The organism is Paraburkholderia sp. GAS41, assembly GCF_050436545.1.
Lineage (GTDB): Bacteria > Pseudomonadota > Gammaproteobacteria > Burkholderiales > Burkholderiaceae > Paraburkholderia.
Map to the genome: position 1 here is coordinate 638,301 of NZ_JBNDMK010000001.1, position 17,663 is coordinate 655,963.

A 17,663-nucleotide genomic window follows, 5' to 3' on the forward strand; every position below is an offset into this window, starting at 1 on the left:
TCACGGGATCATGGTCTTGACGGTCGCCGGATCGACGATGCTGACCAGGCCGCCCCAGTTGCACATGCATTTGGACACGTTGTCGAGCGAAGGCTGGTTACCTAGCAGCACGGTTGGCGCACCCAGGGTCCATGGCGTCAGGGTCGCCGGCACGCAGGGCATCGGCGTGAGCACGCCTAGCGCGGCGGCTGTTGCGGCCGCGACGGTCGGATTGGCCGGCGAACTGCACACGCCGAACGGCATGATGTTGACGAGCGGGATGTGGTCCATGATATTGGCCGCCGGCGGCCCCTCGCCCATCACCAGGTTGACCGGCAATACGACGAGCGTGGACGGCGCGGCCCCGAACGAGCATTGCAGTGATGCGCCCATGCTGACCTGTTGCGGCATTCAAGGCTCCCCTGACCCGGACTGCCGGGGCGTCGTACGGACGCGCACCGGCATGCCATTGCGGCCATCAGTCAAACGTATAGACGAACTCGCCGTCCCGTGCGCCGAGCTGTACTTTCGTGACGGCGCTGCCGTTCATCATGCGCGTGAGAAATTCGGTGCTCACGCGCGGCAGCAACGTATTGGTCAGGATGGCATCGATCATCCGGCCGCCGCTTTCGAGTTCGGTGCAGCGGCTCGCGATCAGCTTCACGACATCGTCGTCGTAGGTGAACGGAATCTTGTGCGAGACGCGCATGCGCTTCTCGATGCGCCCCAGTTGCAGGCGAATGATCGCGCCGAGCATTGCATCGGACAGCGGGTAATACGGAATCACCACCACCCGGCCGAGCAGCGCGGGCGGAAACACCTTCAGCAGCGGTTCACGCAGCGCCTTCGCGATGCCTTCCGGCTCCGGCATCAGTTCGGGGTCCTTGCAAAGTCCGGTGATCAGGTCGGTCCCCGCGTTGGTGGTGAGCAGGATCAGCGTGTTCTTGAAGTCGATCACGCGGCCTTCGCCGTCTTCCATCCAGCCCTTGTCGAATACCTGGAAGAAAATCTCGTGCACATCCGGGTGGGCCTTCTCGACCTCATCGAGCAGCACCACACTGTACGGCCGCCGCCGCACCGCTTCGGTCAGCACCCCGCCTTCGCCGTAGCCCACATAGCCCGGCGGCGCACCCTTCAGCGAAGACACCGTATGCGCTTCCTGGTACTCGCTCATGTTGATCGTGATGACGTTCTGCTCGCCGCCATAGAGGACTTCGGCCAGCGCCAGCGCGGTCTCGGTCTTGCCGACGCCCGACGTGCCCGCCAGCATGAACACGCCGATCGGCTTGTTCGGATTGTCGAGTCCGGCGCGCGAGGTCTGGATGCGCCGCGCGATCATTTCCGTCGCGTGGGCTTGGCCGATAATGCGCCGGTTCAGGTTTTCCGCGAGCTTGAGGACATTTTCGATTTCATTCCTGACCATCCGGCCAACCGGAATACCTGTCCAGTCCTGCACCACCGAGGCCACCGCCTGCTGGTCGACGGTCGGCAGGATCAGCGGATCCTCGCCCTGGCGGGTCGCGAGACGCGCCTGCAGCTCGCGCAACTCCGCAAGCTGGGCCTCACGCGCGGCAGCGCCGCTGCCGCCGCCCACGTCTTCCGCGCGTGACCGTGTCTCGGCCGAGGCGTCGGCGGCCCCTTCGACCTTGCCGGTCTCGGCACGCAACAGCGCACGCAGTTCGAGAATCCGCGTCACCAGTTCCTTCTCCGACTGCCAGCGCGCTTCGAGCGCGTCAAGACGCGTCTGCTCGGCGGCGAGTTTCTCCTCGGCCGCCGCCTGTCGCTCCTGCGTATCAATCCCGACAGCGGCTTCCCGGCCGATGATCTCCAGTTCGGTCGTGAGCGCGGCAATCCGCTTTCTCGAATCGTCGACGGACGGCGGTGTCGCATGCTGGCTGACGGCGACCCGCGCACAGGCCGTGTCGAGCAGGCTGACGGACTTGTCCGGCAACTGGCGCGCCGGAATATAACGGTGCGACAACCGCACCGCCGCCTCCAGCGCCTCGTCGAGCACCTGGACCTTGTGATGCTTCTCCATCGTGGAGGTGATGCCGCGCATCATCAGGATGGCCCGGGCTTCATCCGGCTCGGGCACCTGCACCACCTGGAAACGCCGCGTCAAGGCCGGGTCCTTCTCGATGTGCTTCTTGTATTCGGCCCAGGTGGTCGCCGCCACCGTGCGCAGCGTGCCGCGCGCGAGCGCCGGCTTGAGCAGGTTGGCCGCATCGCCCGTGCCGGCGGCACCGCCCGCCCCCACCAGCGTATGCGCTTCGTCGATGAACAGGATGATCGGCTTCTCGGAGGCCTGTACTTCCTCGATGACCTGGCGCAGGCGGTTCTCGAACTCACCCTTCATGCTCGCGCCGGCCTGCAGCAGACCGACGTCGAGCGTGCGCAACTGGACGTCGCGTAACGTCGGCGGCACGTCGCCCGCGACGATGCGCTGCGCGAAACCCTCGACCACCGCCGTCTTGCCGACCCCGGCCTCGCCGGTCAGGATCGGATTGTTCTGGCGGCGGCGCATGAGGATGTCGACCACCTGGCGAATCTCTTCGTCACGCCCCACGATCGGATCGAGTTTGCCTTCGCGGGCCTGCTCGGTCAGATCCACCGTGAAGCGCCTGAGCGCTTCCTGCTTGCCCATTGCCGCGGCGGGCATCGCGCCGCTGTCGTCGGGCGCCGCGGAGCCCGCCTGGAAGCCGTCGCTCGCGGTCATCGCAGCTTCAGGCGAGTCACGCAGCAGGCGGTCGAATTCCTCCACCAGCGGATCGAGCTTGACGCGTTCGAACTGCCGCGAAATGCCGTAAAGCGCGTTGCGCAGCGACGACGTCTTCAGCATGCCCACCACCAGATGGCCGGTGCGCACCTGCGACTCGCCGAATAGCAGCGAACCGAACACCCAGCCGCGTTCGACCGCCTCTTCGACCTGCGACGAAATGTCGGTCACCGAAGTCGAGCCGCGTGGCAGGCGGTCGAGCGCTTCGGTCAGGTCGCACGCGAGCGCCGACGGTTCGACGCCAAAGTGCTTGATGATGCGGTGCAGGTCTGAGTCCTGCAGCTGCAGGATCTGGTGAAACCAGTGCACCAGTTCGATATAGGGATTGCCGCGCAACTTGCAAAACACGTTGGCGCTTTCGATTGCGCGGAATCCGAGCTTGTTCAGCTTTCCGAATAGCGCCGCCCGCTTGATCTCGGCCATGTTTCTAGTCCTTTGGGGAAGGTTGAAGTTGCGCCGCCGGATCCGCCGCGTGTTTCTGGACCGAGGTCCGCGGATGCCCCGAGGCGTCTACAGGGTTCAGCAGCAACTGACGCTGGTCGCCGGCAGCCGGGCCGCCGAGCATCCAGGTGGTATAGCCGAGCCGCACGTGGCGGCCGAGCTTCAGAGGCGGCACGTCCTGCTGCTTCAACTGGACGTTGACGTCCCAGTCGAGGCCGTCGCGGGCGTAGTTGCGCACCCAGTCGACCAGACGGCGCAGGCTGTCGCCTCCCGGCAGGAAGCGTTCATAATCGGCCATCTTCAACGGCCCGATGACGACCCGGAACTTGTGCTGGCAATCCCATACGCGCGAGCCGAGCAGCGTCGAGACGCCCAGCGCCGCCGAACCGTCCCGCGCGCCAAGCCGCGTCACACTGGCTGGCGGCAGCGCCATCCAGTGGCCGACCCATTGCTCGATCTCGACCGGCAGGCCGAAAAAGCGCGCCAGCACGAGCTTGAGACCGGCAGCCGGCCGGGTCGGCGCCGCCAGCAGGCCGGCAAAATGCAGCTTGGCGAAATCGGGCACCGCATCGCGGTCGCGCAAGGTCGTCTCGCCGAGACCGAACAGGCTGCCGACATAAAACGAAAAGCGGTCGCGGCCGGGCCGGTCGAGACTCACGGCCGGCTGGGCGTTGGCCCATGCGCGATAAAAGAGCGACACCATCCGGTGCTGGAATACGTCCAGAAAACGCACCAGCGTGGGGTCGTTCGCGTTGCGCTCGCGATCGCGCGCATATTCGGTGATATGGGTCGGCAGCGGACCGTTGGGGCCGAGCAGCCCGAAGAAATTGACCACGAGGCGCGCCGGGCGCCCGCTCACCGGCGGCGCATAGGCGCCCAGCGAGGTCGGAAAGAAAATCAGTTCGGGTTCCTGCGTAAAGCGCACGGCATCGTCACGCGGCTGCAGCGATTCGCCGATGCGCGGTTTCTCCGGATGCGCGTTTTCGACGAGGCGCACGGCCTGAAAGAAATCGAAGCGGCGCGCGTCGCCCTCGAGCCCAGCCAGCATGGTCAGAGCGTTCTGCATTGTCCGACCCTTGCTGGCCAGCGCATGATTTCGCCTCGCGTCAGCGTGCTCACGACTGTCTCGGTGAACGAATTGATCGACACGTATTGCGCGAAGTAATGGGCCAGCACTGCGCCGAGCAGAAACGCGCCGGAGCCTTCGAAGGCGGTTTCATCGAGCGTCAGCGTGACCTCCAATCCGCGTCCGAAGACGATCGGACCGGCGCACGGCAGCCGGCGCGTCACGGAACGCGAATCGATGGAACGCACGCCTTCGATCATGCGCTGGCTGGCGGCATCGTCGACGGGACAATAAAGGCCCAGCAGATCGCGCATGGCGCGCGCCCCCTCCTTGGCATCCGTATCGAGCAGCGAGGCGTAGTTCAGCGACAGATGGCTCAATAGCCGCCAGGCCACCGGGCCGTGTGCAAACGAAGGCAACGGCCGGCTGGGTCCGCTCACGCAGCGCACGCTTTCGACAGGCGCTTCGACGTCGAGCGTGAAATCCGCCGGACCGACGCCGACCGGCATGGTCAGCGGCAAGTCCCGGTTGGTGCACAGCACGCGCAGCCCGAGTTGACGCAGGTCGCCGCGAAACGGCGCGTTCCCCGCGTCGACGAGCGAGACGAACGTTTCGCTGCCGTTGTAACTCGTACGCGGTCCACGCTCCTGCTGGCGCGAAGACTGCAGCCGTTTCTCGCGCCGTACCTGGTAGTACGCGCCGGCTTGCGAGGCAGCGCCGAGATCGTGCGCATGATAGAACGGCTCGAAACGCTGCTCAGCGGCCGCTCCCGCGCTGTAGCCCGTCGCTTCTTCGATCTGATAGATCTCGAAATCCATCGGCCGGGTGCGGTCGGCGACCACGTGATATTCGAACTGCTCGTCCGACAAGGCAATGCGGTCCGTGCGCCGCGAGAACAGATTGATCGCCGGTGTGCAATGCAGCGCGAAATTGGACGCGTCGAGCGACTGCTCCAGCACCGGATCGCCGCGCCGCAGCAGCACGATGACTTCGATCTCGTTGTCCGCGCAACGGCGCAGCGCCGGCTGCAAACCGTCGATCGCGACGAACATGAAGCGCTGCGGAAATGCGAAGTACTCCTGCAATAGCCGATAGCCCTGAAAGGACTGCCGGCTGACCGGCAACAGCGCCTCGTCTTCGGCAAAGCCAACCGGTTTGAGCGCCGTGGCGGGCAGCGACGTGTGCCACGTCGCAGGCCGTTTTGCCGGCATCACGACGACCCCGGCGGTCGAGGCGAGCAGCCGCTCATGCGCGCGCGTGGGCAGCGAATCCGTGCCTTTCAGGTATAGCGACAGCCGGTCCAGCTTGAGCTGGTTGATTTTCAGGCCGCCGGTGGCGCGCAGCCGCAGGCGCAGGCCGGCCTTGACGCCTGGCGGCACTGCAATGTCGGTGCCGGCGAGCGAGCCGGACCACGTGAAGAACTTCGCTTCGGCGATCTCGAGCGGCCAGAGCGTCAGATCATGCGCGCTACGATATTCGCAACGCGTCGAGCCATTCCTGTCGAGCACGCTGCGCAAGGCGCTGTCGCGCGGGACCTTCACGCCATCGGCGAGTCCCGAGTTCGTCAGATCCGGCTGGATATGCACGATCGCCATCGACGGTACCGGCGCCAGATAGTGCGGATAAACCAGTTCCGCGAGATGCTGCGTGAAGCGCGGAAACTCGGCGTCGATTTTCAGTTGCACGCGTGCGGCGAGAAAGCTGAACCCTTCCAGCAAGCGCTCCACGTAAGGGTCCGCGCATTCGAGGTTTTCGAGGCCGAGACGCCCCGCCACCTTGGGAAATTCTTTCGCGAACTCGCCGCCCATCTCGCGCAGATGCTGCAGCTCCTGGCTGTAGTATTTGATGAGGTCTGGATTCATGGGTCTAGCGCGCGCCGCTCTGTTCGATCACCTTGACGTCGCCGGCCTCCAGATCGAGCTCGGTCCTGAAGTAAAGCCGTTCCGGATACGGCTGCGCCCACAGATCTCCTTCTATCAGGAACGACACCGTGTTGTGCCGCCCGGTGGTCTCTTCGACCTGAATCGCACTCACCTGCACCGAGTCGCGCAGGATACGCGGCTCGAAGGTCCGGATCACATCGCGGATCAGACGTTCGAGCTGCGCGGGATCGACGCCCGAGGCAGTCTTGCCGGTGATATCTGGAATGCCGTAATTGAGCACGGACGTCGCCACGTACGGATAGCCCGAGAGCGCCTGTACCGACGCGAGTCCGTTCGCATTCAGCAGCCACGCGAGATCGCGCTGCACGCTCTGGCGCAGCGCCCGCATCGACAACACGCGACGCTCGCGCGATTCCTGCTGCGCCTCCGGCTCGAAATCGGTCAGCCGGTCGAGTAGCGAAGGTTGCAGGCGGTCACGGGAGGTCAGCTCAGCCATGGTCCGGCGCGGCAGGATCGCCGCCCTGATCCGTTGGCGGCGCCTCGACGTTCAGCTCGATCACGCGGATGTCGAAGAGCGCGTAATCGTTCGCATCGGAGGCAAACATGCGCTGCCCCACCGGACGCGCGCTCTCCTCATCACCGCCGACCCACTCGGTCAGGTTCGCGAGCCACAACGCGCTATTTTTTTCCGCCAACGTGCCGACGTAGCGCGCCGGGATCAGCCCGACCGCCTGGCCGTCGTTGGCCCACGTGAAAATGGCCGGCATCCAGACCCGGTCGCGCAGATCGGAGGGCGGTTCGATCTCGATGCGTTTGATGCGAAAGAACGGAATCCAGTAATAGCGGCCGTTCAGCACGACCTCGATCGTGGGCCCGAGCCGGCTGTCGGCATCCGCCAACCATTCGCAGGGCTCGCCGTTCACGGTGCCGGAGGTGGCGGGTGCATCGTTCAGGGCCTTTTCGCGGGCCGCCGCCGCGGCGGCAGCGTCGCCCGCGGCGTCGAGCCGCAACGCTTCGATCAGCAAGGCGAGCCAGCCCGTCGGTTCGCCAAAAATCAGGGGCGCGCGTTTTCCGCCGAATACCTCGACCCGCAACGCCTCGCACTGCAGGGCCTCACGATAGGTCTGGACCATCGCCAGGGCGGCAGGGTCGAGTTCGCCCGCCACGTTGAGCTGGGTCAGCGCGCGGTCCCATACCCCCATTACCGAGAGAAGCTGGAACAGAAACACGCGGTGCGAAGCCTTCGACGGATCGTTGCGAACCTGGTTTTGCAACTGCTGCAGGCTTGCTTCAAGATTCCCGTCGCGCAAACTCTCCTCTGCCGTCATGCTGGTTCGCTCCGTCAGGCCAGGTCAATACCGTACCGCGTGCTGACGCGCAGCACGCGGGCCTCATTGCACGGAACCGCAGCGTGACACGGCCCCGTGGTCCCCGACGTCTAGCCGTTGGTGGCGTCGTTCTTGACGATGTTCCATTTCATTTCAACCACCCCGCCCTCCTTCGCACCCTTGGCGTTCTGCGGCTGATATTCGACATGGAACTGCTCGAAGTTCAGCGTCACGTTTTCCGTGAAGCGGTCCTCGCCGCCCGAACCGCCCGTGGAATACGAGCTGATCAGGCAAGCGGTGAGCGTGACCTTGTAATACTCGAGGGGAGTGTCACCGCCCGCCTTGCGGACGGTGAGGACCACCGTATCGATATGGCTCCCCTTGGCGCAGGACAGCATGATCGTCGGCGTCGACTTGTCGATATATTTGGTGAACGATATATCCTGCACGTTCACTTTGCCGGCGCCGCCCCCCGTGCCCAGGTGCATCGTGCCGCTCTGGCTCATGCCCCAGCTCCACGCCAGTACATCGATTTCATCCTTATGGGACTTGTCCTGGGACTCACCCTTGATGTCACCAAGCTTAATGAACAAATCGACGGCCATGTTCTTCTCCACTCAAGACGGTACGTAACTGAACAGGGACTTCCGTCAAGCCGCCTTGGCGGACGGAAGCTTCGAAACCAACCGCAACGACACGGTCAGGCCTTCCAGCTGATAGTGCGGACGCAGGAAGAACTTCGACGTGTAGTAGCCCGGATTACCTTCAACTTCCTCGACAACGACTTCAGCTGCCGCCAGCGGACGGCGCGCCTTGGACTCTTCCGTCGAATGCGCGGGATCGCCGTCGACGTACTGGAGAATCCAGTTCTGCAGCCAGCGCTGCATATCGTCCTTTTCCTTGAAGCTGCCGATCTTGTCGCGCACGATGCACTTCAGGTAGTGCGCAAAGCGGCTGCAGGCGAACAGATACGGCAGACGAGCGGCAAGATTGGCATTGGCAGTGGCATCCGCGTCTTCGTATTCGGCCGGCTTGTGCAGCGATTGCGCACCGATGAACGCGGCGAAATCAGAGTTCTTCTTGTGCACGAGCGGCATGAAGCCGTTCTTCGCCAGTTCCGCTTCGCGGCGATCGCTGATGGCGATTTCGGTTGGACATTTCATGTCCACGCCGCCGTCGTCGGTGGGGAACGAATGCACCGGCAGACCTTCGACCGCGCCGCCCGACTCGATGCCGCGAATCCGCGAACACCAGCCGTACATCTTGAACGAGCGGTTGATGTTGGTGGCCATGGCGTAGGCCGCATTCGCCCACGCATATTTGCTGCTGTCCGCGCCCGACGTATCTTCCTCGAAGTCGAACTCATCGACCGGATTGGTCTTCGCGCCATAAGGCGCGCGGGCGAGAAAGCGCGGCATGGCGAGGCCGATATAGCGCGAATCTTCCGACTCGCGCAGCGAGCGCCATGCGGCATGCTCCGGGGTCTGGAAAATCTTCGTCAGATCGCGCGGATTCGCCAGTTCCTGCCACGAATCCATCAGCATCACCGCCGGGTCGGCCGCGGCAATGAACGGTGCGTGCGAGGCCGCGGAAATCTTGGCCATCTGCGTCAGCAGATCGACGTCGGGCCCGCTGTTGTCGAAGTAATAGTCCGCTACCAGCGCGCCGTACGGCTCTCCGCCGAACTGGCCGTATTCCTCTTCATAGAGCTTCTTGAAGAACGGGCTCTGGTCCCAGGCGGTGCCTTTGTATTTCTTCAGCGTCTTGTAGAGATCGCCCTTCGACACGTTCATCACGCGGATCTTCAGCGTCTCGTCGGTTTCGGTGTTGTTCACCAGATAGTGCAGGCCGCGCCAGGCGCTTTCCACCTTCTGGAACTCCTCCGAGTGAATGATCAGATTGATCTGGTCGCTGAGTTTCTGGTCGATCTGCGCGATCAGCGATTCGATGGTCGCGAGGACGTCGCCGGAAATGACGTTGGTGTCACGCAGCGCCTGTTCGGCGAGCGTGCGCACCGCCGTCTCGACGGCTTCCTTCGCCTTGTCGCTTTTCGGCTTGAATTCCTTTTGCAGCAGGTTGGCGAAGTCGCTGACTTCGAGCGCACCTTCGCCTGGCTGCGCTTGCCCTTCAATGCTAGGTTCGGCCATGGTCAATTCCCCTGTAGGTCAGGCTCATTCCTGCGGCTTCGGCGCGGACGCCAGCGACTGCAGCAGGGCTGGATCGTTCAGCAGTTTCGCGATCAATTCCTCCGCGCCGGTCTTGCCGTCCATATAGGTCAGGAGGTTCTGCAACTGCCCGCGCGCATCGAGCAGTTTCGACAATGCGTCCACCTTGCGGGCGACCGCGGCGGGCGAAAAGTCATCCATGCTCTCGAAGGTCATGTCCACGGCGAGATTGCCATCGCCCGTCAACATGTTCGGTACCTGAACGGCGACACGCGGCTTCATCGACTTGAGACGCTCATCGAAATTGTCGACGTCGATCTCGAGAAACTTGCGATCCGCTACCGGCGCAAGCGGATCGGCAGGCTGACCGGAAAGGTCGGCCAACACGCCCATGACGAATGGTAGGTTGACCTTCTTTTCCGAACCGTAGACTTCGACGTCATACTCGATCTGCACACGAGGCGCGCGGTTGCGCGCGATAAACTTCTGGCTGCTTTCCTTGGCCACGACAGTTCCCCTGGTTGACGCCGACGCGCCGCAAACGGGGCGGCGTGTGACCGGCGTTGGTAAGTTCACTCCGTCGACGCACTACTCGTTGTCGATACCACCAACCTGCCGGGCCTGACCCAGACCTTCGGGTGCGAGATCCTGCAGAATTTCCATAAAGCTCATGTCCACCAGACGGCGTGCACGCAGCAGCAGCAGCGGCACGGGGCTGGACGGTTCATGCCGCTCGTAATACGTACAGATGCGGTCAATCGCTTTTACAACGTCCTGCCGGCTCGTCACTTCACCGGTAATCGCTACCACCGCCGGCGCGGCACCCGGCCCGCCGCCCGTTGCGGCGCCATTCATGGACGCTTCGTTGGCTGCCTCGTCGCCCGCCTCCGGCTCGTCACTGCCAACGTGCTCGCCGATGAAGCTGGCAGCTCGCCGCAACAGCTTCGCCAGCGCAGACAGGTCGATCGCCTGCGCCGCGCCCACGTGTTCAGTCAGAACTGTTTCGATACGCCCCGTGCTACGCAGCGCTTCGAGCAACGCCGCGCGCGTGGCCGCCGCGTCGTCGCGCACGTCGACGACGATGGCTTCGAGCGACGACAGCGTGCGCGGCTCGGTACCCGCGGGCACGGGAAGCTCGCCGTTCGCGTATTCGACCTCGCGCAACGTCACCGCCTCGTGCGCGCGCGAAACCGCCAGCGGCGTATCGCGCACGTCGGCGAGCATGGCGGTGGATTCGGTAAAGACAGCTAGCGCATTGACGCGCGCAGTCGGATCGTTGTCGTCGTCCGGATCGAGTTGCGGATACACGTGATCCCAGCGTTGTTCCAGCATGCCTTCGATCAACTGGAGACTCTCGGCAAAGCCGCCAAAACCTCGCCGGTGCAGCAGCGCGCGCGCAAGGTGCCCGGCTACCCGCAGATCGTGACTTCTCGACAGCAGGCTGCGCGCCAGCGCTTCGGCCGCCTTCCAGTCGGGCGGCGTCGCGGCCACGACCGTCTCGCCATATTGCACATCGGGTTTACCGTTGACCACGAGTTCCAGTTCGAGGAATTCCGGGTCGTATTCGACGTCGCTTCCACAAGGATTGTCAGGGGAAATTTCGGCGAGCATTACGCCCGCGTCGAGAGTCGCCATTTTTATTGATTCAGTCCCGGATGAGTGATCTTGCGTATCGGGAGAATGATACGCATCGTTGTAACTGTATAAATCCAGCGCCGCCGATGTGCGATCAGCGCTGATTCAAACCCTTGAACACCCACCGCAACCAATACCGCCCCTCGATATCCCGGATAGGAGCATAGCACGCAATTTTCAAAAGAAAAGCTTCGTATGGAAGTACTTCGTCAATCGAAACAACCGCTTTAAAAGATGAGCGTAAACCCGATATTAAATAAATGTCTTGTTTACTTATAAAAAAGATTTTCGTGCAGTTTGCACAGCCACAGGGATGGCGAGAAAACATCTGTTTTATACATGTCTCCGGCCATGTCTGCTCAAACCTGACCTCGCAAAATGCGAATGTCGTTTCGGCGAAAATCATGCCAATATTAGCGAGTCTGACACGTATGTAAACGATGATTGTGGATGTGCACTTTATCCTTGTCTGTTCACAATCTCCCTAATAAACTTATGCTGCCCTTTGGCGATATTTCCTCTTAAATGTACTAGCTGACTGTGCAGTTATTCTGTCGATTACTATCGCCAGCATTTAATTGCACCCGTACACCGCTTCTGGCTTTTTTTCGCCAATACAGCATTTCGGCTTTACAAAACCAGCAAAAGTCGGCAGTAAAACCAGTTCAGCCTTGCCACAACAGAACCAGGCGGGGCCCACCAGGCCGGGGTGACAGGTGGCACATATCGAAACTGCAATGGGAGTCGAAGGTGTGGGGGACGTTGCGCTGCCGGAGTTGTGGCAACGCCGCGCGCGCCTGAGCCATGACGAGATGGCCTCGATGTATGCGATCGTGCGACGCGCGCTGACGACCTATCATCCGCTCGAACTGCAGGCGCTGACCGACGACAAGGAAGAGCTGATCTCGCAGTTCATCTACCTCAAGGTCTTTCGGCTGGAGGCAACCCCTACCCGTACCGCGACGTTTCCGCTGCACAGCGCGCCGTCGACGAGTCACGCGGTCTGCGCGTATTTCCGCCACTATCTGATCGACTGTCTGCGCAGTTCGCGTCATCAACTCAACGTGTCGCTCGACGACAGCGACACCCTGCCCGAAGTCGAGCAGCAGGCCACGCTGCATCCGGACCCGGTCGCTTCCGTGCTGATGCAGCACGGGCTCGACGAAACCGGCGTGCGTCAATCGGCCTGCCGGTTCATCGCCGGACTCGACGAGCCCGACCGCCTGCTGCTGGACGGCAGTCTCGGCTCGCTGTCGAACGAAAAAGGCGGCCTTGCGCGCATTGCGGCGCGCTATGGCATTGCCTCGTACCACTATCGCGCGCGCAAGCTCGGCGTGACGCTGCGCAAGGGCGCGATCCCCAGCGACTTCGCCTGTACCGGCATCGGGCAATGGATCGAACAGACGCTCGGCATCGACATCGCGCCGGCCAACCGCGTGGCGATCCTCGTGGTTCTGGGTATCCTGTCCGCGCAATCGCAAGGGCAGAACCAAGGCAACGTGGGGGCACGGTGCGACTCGTCATTGCAAGCCTGACCGACCAGGGTGGCCGGGAACGTAACGAGGACTCGCTTGGCGACTGGTCGAGCGAGCGCCTCTACTACTGCGTGGTGGCCGACGGCGCGGGCGGACATGGCGGCGGCGACACGGCGTCGCGCATCGTGGTCGATACCGCGCTCGCGGATCTGCGCTACCTCACGGTCGCCGAGCTTCCGCCCACGGGCGAGCGTCTCGCGAGCGCGCTCGGACACGCCAACGAAAACATCCTCGAAGAGCAGACGCACGGCAGCGGCGCCGTCAAGGACATGCGCTCGACCGCTGTGCTGCTCGCGATCGATCGCGAGCGTTGCACCGCCGCGTGGGCACACTGCGGCGACACGCGACTGTACTGCTTTCGCGCCGGCAAAATCGAAGCGCAGACCCGCGATCACAGCATGGTCCAGGAGATGGTCGACGCGCGTCTGCTCGCGCCGGAAGACATGCGTCGCCATCCGCGCCGCAACGTGCTGTATTCCGCGCTTGGCACTCGCGATTCGCTGAACATCGCAGGGCTCGACGGCACCTTCGCCCTGCTCGATCGCGATGCGTTCCTGATCTGCAGCGACGGCCTCTGGGAATATGTGGACGAGCCCTTCATGCTGGCGACGCTGGCGCATGCCGCCACGCCCACAGCGTGGCTCGACGCCATGGTGGAGCGGGTTCGCACGACTGCGAAAGCGAATCATGACAACTTCAGCGCGCACGCGGTGTGGATCAGCGCAAGCGACGATCCTGAAGCAACGGTGTTGCGCCTGCCTGACACGCCTGCGCGGAGCGCGATCTGATGAGCAGCCCCGACGACAAGACGGTGATCGGCACGCGATCCTCCACCCGCTTGCCCGACCAGCCGGGCGCGGCGGAAGGGATGGACCCGGAGCGCACGATCGTCGTACAGAAGCCGGCGCCTGACGAAAACCGCCACCACGCGTTGCCCGCTGGCACACGGATCGCGGAGTTCGAGATCGTGGGCCTGATCGGCGAAGGCGGCTTCGGCATCGTCTATCTGGCGTGGGATACCCAGTTGCGCCGCAACGTGGCGCTCAAGGAATACATGCCCACCGCGCTGGCTTCGCGCGTCGGCATCGCGGAAGTGGCGGTCAAGTCGCAGCGGCACGAGGAAACCTTCCGGGCCGGCATGAAGAGCTTTATCAACGAGGCGCAACTGCTCGCGCAGTTCGATCACCATTCGCTCGTCAAGGTCTACCGGTTCTGGGAAGCGAACGGCACCGCCTACATGGTGATGCCCTACTACGACGGCATCACGCTGCGTGAAGAATTGCGCAAGCGCGATGCCCCGCCTGACGAAGCCTGGTTGCGCGCGCTGCTCAAGCCGCTGCTCGAAGCGCTCGCCGTGCTGCATCGCGCGCAGTGCTTTCACCGCGACATCGCGCCGGACAACATCATGCTGCTGAAACAGGGTGGCCGTCCGCTGCTGCTCGACTTCGGCGCGGCGCGACGCGTGATCGGCGATATGACCCAGGCGTTGACGGTCATCCTGAAACCCGGCTACGCACCGGTCGAGCAATACGCCGAAGTGCCGTCCATGAAACAGGGACCATGGACCGATCTCTATGCGCTCGCCGCCGTGGTCTACTTCGCGATCGTCGGCAAGACCCCGCCGCCATCGGTCGGCCGTCTGATGGGCGATGCCTGCGTGCCGCTCGCCACGGCCGCGGCCGGGCGTTACCCGGATACATTTCTGCAGGCGATCGACCATGCGCTCGCCGTGCGGCCTGAAGACCGGCCGCAGAACGTCAGCGCGTTGGCCGCGGAACTCGGTATTCCGATCCAGATCGACGACGCGGAGCAGGACGACGACGCGACGGTGGTGCCTGACAACGGCGATGCGGGTCGCAGCAGGACAGCGGCGCTGAATCCGTCGTCGCAGGCGGCGTCGGGTGGCGCGGCGAGCCGGGGTGGTAGTGGTGACGCGCGGGCTCCGATGGGCACGGCGGCCACAGCGGGCACGGTGGGCGTACAGGGTGCACCGGGTACACAGGGCGGCGCGGCGCGCAGCGGTGGTGCGACGGGCACCGTGGGCGGCTCATCGAGCGTCGGGCCGATGGACGGCCAAGGCTCTGGCAAACGCCCCACGTTCATCGTGGCCGCCGTGGTGTGCGTCGTCGCGCTCGGTGCGCTGGGTGGGTGGTTTGCGCTGCGCCCGTCCGCGCCGTCGACGGCGCCGGGCGGCTCGCACGCGGTGTCGAGCCCACCGGCCGCAGCGCTTGCCGCATCCGGCGCGACACCGCCGGCCGCTGCCCCGAGCGCTGCCGCAAGCGCGCCGCCGGAGCAAACGGCAACCCCTGCAAGCGCGCCGCTCGCTTCGACCGGCGCACCGGCGAGTGCTGACACAGGCGAGCCCGGCGCCCCGCCGGCGGCTGTCATCCCGCCCTGGTCCGCGGCCAGCGAATTCGACCGGATCGCCACGCTCGCCGATCCGTCGATCCATGTGTTCGCAGCGCTGCGCAGCCGCACCGCGCGTATCGACAAGGACTATCTGCAGTTCCGCATCACCAGCAGTCTTGCCGGTTACGCGTATGTGTTCATGGTCGATTCCGGCGGGCAATACCTGCAGTTGTTTCCGAACGACTACGACAAAAACAACGCGGTGTCCGCCGGACAAACGCTCTCGCTGCCACGCGCAAAATGGCAAATGGTGGCCGCCGCGCCGACCGGCCCGAATCACTTCCTCGTGATCGTTTCGCCCGTTCCGCGCGACTTTTCCGCGGGCGGGATTCAGAGTGGCCAGGTTTTCGCGACCTTCCCCGCCGATGCGCAACGCGAGGCGGCGGCACGGCGCACACCGACCTACTCGCCGTTCGCTGGCAAGCCGAATTGCGCGGCAGGGGCCAGCACGTGCCCCGACAAGTTCGGCGCGGCGACCTTCACGATCGATATCGTCAAGTCGTCCGGATAGCCCCGGCGCAGGCCATCGGGATGCCGGGCAAGGAGGGCCTATGCAACGAGTTCCGCTATTGCTCGCGCTGGCGACGGCGCTCGCCGGCTGCTCGAGCGCTCCACCGGCCGTGACGCCGCAGGCAACGACACCGTCGGCGGCAGCCGGGGCGACAGCGGCAGCGAGCCGCGCCGGCACGGCGACGTCGGACGCGGGCGCTACGTCCGTCCCTGCAACACCGGCCGCAGGAACATCGGCGGCAGCGACATCGAGCGCGGGTACGGCGACGACGGCCACCGCGACATCGAGCACCGCCATGTCAACGCCCGGTACCGCCGCCCCGCAAGCCACAAGCACCGTGAACAGTGGCTTCGCCACACGCCACGCGTATTACGAACCGGCGCGGTTCACCGACCTCCCCGGCTGGAATTCCGACGATCTCGGCGCCTCGTGGGATGCTTTCCTGCGCAGTTGCACGGTGCTGGGCAAGCGGAGCGGCTGGTCCGAGCCCTGCGCGGCGTCGCGCAGTGTGGATGCACGCAATGCAGCGGCAATCCGCCAGTTCTTCGAAACCTGGTTCTACGCCTGGCAGATCCGCAACACTGACAAATCCACCGACGGCACGATCACCGGCTACTACGAGCCCCTGCTCAACGGCAGCCGCCAGCCGGGCGGTGCGTTTATCTATCCCGTCTACGGCACGCCCAGCGACATGCTCTACCTCGATTCACGCCTCGTGCCGGATCGCTCGACCGGTGTGGCGCTGGCGGCGCGCGTCGAGGGACGCACCGTGACTCCGCTTGCCGATGTCGCCGCGACCGGCCTCAAGGGTGTCTATGCGCTGGATCTGCGCGACAGCGTCCCCGATATTCGCGACAAGAAGATCCGGCTGCGGCTCGACCATGACCGCATCGTGCCTTACTACACGCGCGCCGACATCGAACGCGGCGCGCTCAGGGCACCGGTTCTCGCCTGGGTCGACGACCCCGTCATGCTGTACTCGATGCAGGTGCAAGGCTCGGGCAAGGTGCGCCTGCGCGACGGCACGATCCTGCGCTTCGCCTATGCGGAACAGAACGGGCGGCCGTTCCTGCCGCCCATCGCGCATAACACGCAGGCTGGCGGTCACAAGATCGTCGTCCGCGGCATGGACATGGACGTCGAGGTCAGCGAAGACGCGGCGCCTGTCGGCTCAGCGGGTTCGGCCGATCCTGGCCCACCGGACAGCACCGTGCATGCCAGCGGCGATAGCACCGAAGGTGCCGATGACGAACCGGTGTCGCCGTTGCTGCGCGGCTTCAAGCTGGCGTCGGAGACACCGTCTTCACCCTCAACACCCGCGACAGCAAAACCGGCGGCAACGAAACCAGCCCCGGCTAGCCTCGCCAACGCGAGCAGCAGCAGCGACACATCACCCGCAACCGGCGCGGCCACCACCCGCCATGCCTTCGCCATCTCCGACCCGAGCTATGTGTTTTTCCGGCTCATCCCCGATTCACCGAACGGTCCCGTGGGCGCGCTCGGCGTACCGCTGTCGGCGGGCCGCTCGGTTGCGGTCGATCCGCGCACCACGCCGCTCGGCGCGCCCGTATTCGTGGCCACGCCCGACGACACGTCGGGGGCGGTCGCCATCAACCGTTTGATGTTCGCGCAGGATTCGGGCGGCGCCATTCAGGGCGCCGTGCGCGCCGACTATTTCTTCGGCTTCGGACAGAACGCCCAGTCGCAGGCCAGCCACACCAAGCAACGTCTGCGCATGTGGGTGCTGCTGCCGAAGGGACTGCACATCTCCGCGCAGGACCCGACGCTCAAGACGCGCGGCGTCGGTGGTCCGGCGACGTCGAATGCCGATTGTCTCGTGAGCGATCCGGATCTGTGCGTGGAGGATTCGCAGTGAACCGTCGTGCCGTCGCCTTCGAACCGCGCTGGTCGACCGACTGCACCTGAACAGGTTTT

At 64.3% G+C, this 17,663-nt stretch carries 14 protein-coding genes; 4 read left to right on the plus strand and 10 right to left on the minus strand.

Annotated elements, in window-relative coordinates:
• From P3T43_RS02810 to tssA, 10 genes are all read right to left on the minus strand, one after another.
• A complete protein-coding gene (locus P3T43_RS02810) occupies positions 1–390 on the minus strand; it encodes a DUF4280 domain-containing protein (RefSeq protein WP_429279494.1) in 390 nt (129 codons plus the stop codon).
• 67 nt (positions 391–457) lie between these two features.
• On the minus strand, positions 458–3,178 hold the full coding sequence (tssH, locus tag P3T43_RS02815; protein WP_429279495.1) for a type VI secretion system ATPase TssH: 2,721 nt from the start codon (positions 3,176–3,178) through the stop codon (positions 458–460).
• 4 nt (positions 3,179–3,182) lie between these two features.
• Positions 3,183–4,262, minus strand: coding sequence for a type VI secretion system baseplate subunit TssG (tssG, locus tag P3T43_RS02820; RefSeq protein WP_429279496.1), 1,080 nt, complete (start codon positions 4,260–4,262; stop codon positions 3,183–3,185).
• The gene (gene tssF, locus P3T43_RS02825; RefSeq protein ID WP_429279497.1) at positions 4,247–6,124 is read right to left on the minus strand and encodes a type VI secretion system baseplate subunit TssF; all 1,878 of its coding nucleotides are present in this window, start codon (positions 6,122–6,124) and stop codon (positions 4,247–4,249) included. Before tssF ends, tssG begins: the two co-directional genes overlap by 16 nt.
• A gap of 4 nt (positions 6,125–6,128) precedes the next feature.
• Positions 6,129–6,641 (minus strand): type VI secretion system baseplate subunit TssE, encoded by a 513-nt coding sequence (tssE, locus tag P3T43_RS02830; protein ID WP_429279498.1) that lies wholly within the window; start codon positions 6,639–6,641, stop codon positions 6,129–6,131.
• A complete protein-coding gene (locus tag P3T43_RS02835) occupies positions 6,634–7,473 on the minus strand; it encodes a type VI secretion system accessory protein TagJ (protein ID WP_429279499.1) in 840 nt (279 codons plus the stop codon). Before P3T43_RS02835 ends, tssE begins: the two co-directional genes overlap by 8 nt.
• A 110-nt stretch (positions 7,474–7,583) precedes the next feature.
• Entirely contained in the window at positions 7,584–8,078 is a 495-nt protein-coding gene (locus P3T43_RS02840; protein WP_429279500.1) for an Hcp family type VI secretion system effector, read from the minus strand.
• Positions 8,079–8,123: 45 nt separating this feature from the next.
• Positions 8,124–9,620, minus strand: coding sequence for a type VI secretion system contractile sheath large subunit (tssC, locus tag P3T43_RS02845; RefSeq protein ID WP_429279501.1), 1,497 nt, complete (start codon positions 9,618–9,620; stop codon positions 8,124–8,126).
• Between the two features lie 24 nt (positions 9,621–9,644).
• Positions 9,645–10,145, minus strand: a complete 501-nt coding sequence (gene tssB, locus P3T43_RS02850) for a type VI secretion system contractile sheath small subunit (RefSeq protein WP_429279502.1) — start codon at positions 10,143–10,145, stop codon at positions 9,645–9,647.
• 81 nt (positions 10,146–10,226) lie between these two features.
• Entirely contained in the window at positions 10,227–11,273 is a 1,047-nt protein-coding gene (tssA, locus tag P3T43_RS02855; protein WP_429279503.1) for a type VI secretion system protein TssA, read from the minus strand.
• Positions 11,274–12,010: 737 nt separating this feature from the next.
• Here tssA and P3T43_RS02860 point away from each other — a divergent pair.
• From P3T43_RS02860 to mltA, 4 genes are read left to right on the plus strand one after another with little or no spacing between them, the layout of a single operon-like run.
• Positions 12,011–12,808, plus strand: coding sequence for a hypothetical protein (locus P3T43_RS02860; RefSeq protein WP_429279504.1), 798 nt, complete (start codon positions 12,011–12,013; stop codon positions 12,806–12,808).
• A complete protein-coding gene (locus P3T43_RS02865; protein ID WP_429279505.1) occupies positions 12,784–13,596 on the plus strand; it encodes a PP2C family protein-serine/threonine phosphatase in 813 nt (270 codons plus the stop codon). Before P3T43_RS02860 ends, P3T43_RS02865 begins: the two co-directional genes overlap by 25 nt.
• Positions 13,596–15,728: a protein kinase domain-containing protein gene (locus P3T43_RS02870; RefSeq protein ID WP_429279506.1), complete on the plus strand. Its 2,133-nt coding sequence runs from the start codon at positions 13,596–13,598 to the stop codon at positions 15,726–15,728. Before P3T43_RS02865 ends, P3T43_RS02870 begins: the two co-directional genes overlap by 1 nt.
• A 40-nt stretch (positions 15,729–15,768) precedes the next feature.
• A complete protein-coding gene (gene mltA, locus P3T43_RS02875) occupies positions 15,769–17,604 on the plus strand; it encodes a murein transglycosylase A (RefSeq protein WP_429279507.1) in 1,836 nt (611 codons plus the stop codon).
• Positions 17,605–17,663: the final 59 nt, after the last annotated feature.

Coding starts and splice junctions, on each gene's coding strand:
- P3T43_RS02810 (WP_429279494.1), bottom strand. CDS start 390: ATGCCGCAACAGGTCAGCATGGGCGCATCACTGCAATGCTCGTTCGGG.
- P3T43_RS02860 (WP_429279504.1), top strand. CDS start 12,011: ATGGGAGTCGAAGGTGTGGGGGACGTTGCGCTGCCGGAGTTGTGGCAA.
- P3T43_RS02835 (WP_429279499.1), bottom strand. CDS start 7,473: ATGACGGCAGAGGAGAGTTTGCGCGACGGGAATCTTGAAGCAAGCCTG.
- P3T43_RS02870 (WP_429279506.1), top strand. CDS start 13,596: ATGAGCAGCCCCGACGACAAGACGGTGATCGGCACGCGATCCTCCACC.
- tssH (WP_429279495.1), bottom strand. CDS start 3,178: ATGGCCGAGATCAAGCGGGCGGCGCTATTCGGAAAGCTGAACAAGCTC.
- tssG (WP_429279496.1), bottom strand. CDS start 4,262: ATGCAGAACGCTCTGACCATGCTGGCTGGGCTCGAGGGCGACGCGCGC.
- P3T43_RS02840 (WP_429279500.1), bottom strand. CDS start 8,078: ATGGCCGTCGATTTGTTCATTAAGCTTGGTGACATCAAGGGTGAGTCC.
- tssA (WP_429279503.1), bottom strand. CDS start 11,273: ATGGCGACTCTCGACGCGGGCGTAATGCTCGCCGAAATTTCCCCTGAC.
- tssC (WP_429279501.1), bottom strand. CDS start 9,620: ATGGCCGAACCTAGCATTGAAGGGCAAGCGCAGCCAGGCGAAGGTGCG.
- tssF (WP_429279497.1), bottom strand. CDS start 6,124: ATGAATCCAGACCTCATCAAATACTACAGCCAGGAGCTGCAGCATCTG.
- tssE (WP_429279498.1), bottom strand. CDS start 6,641: ATGGCTGAGCTGACCTCCCGTGACCGCCTGCAACCTTCGCTACTCGAC.
- mltA (WP_429279507.1), top strand. CDS start 15,769: ATGCAACGAGTTCCGCTATTGCTCGCGCTGGCGACGGCGCTCGCCGGC.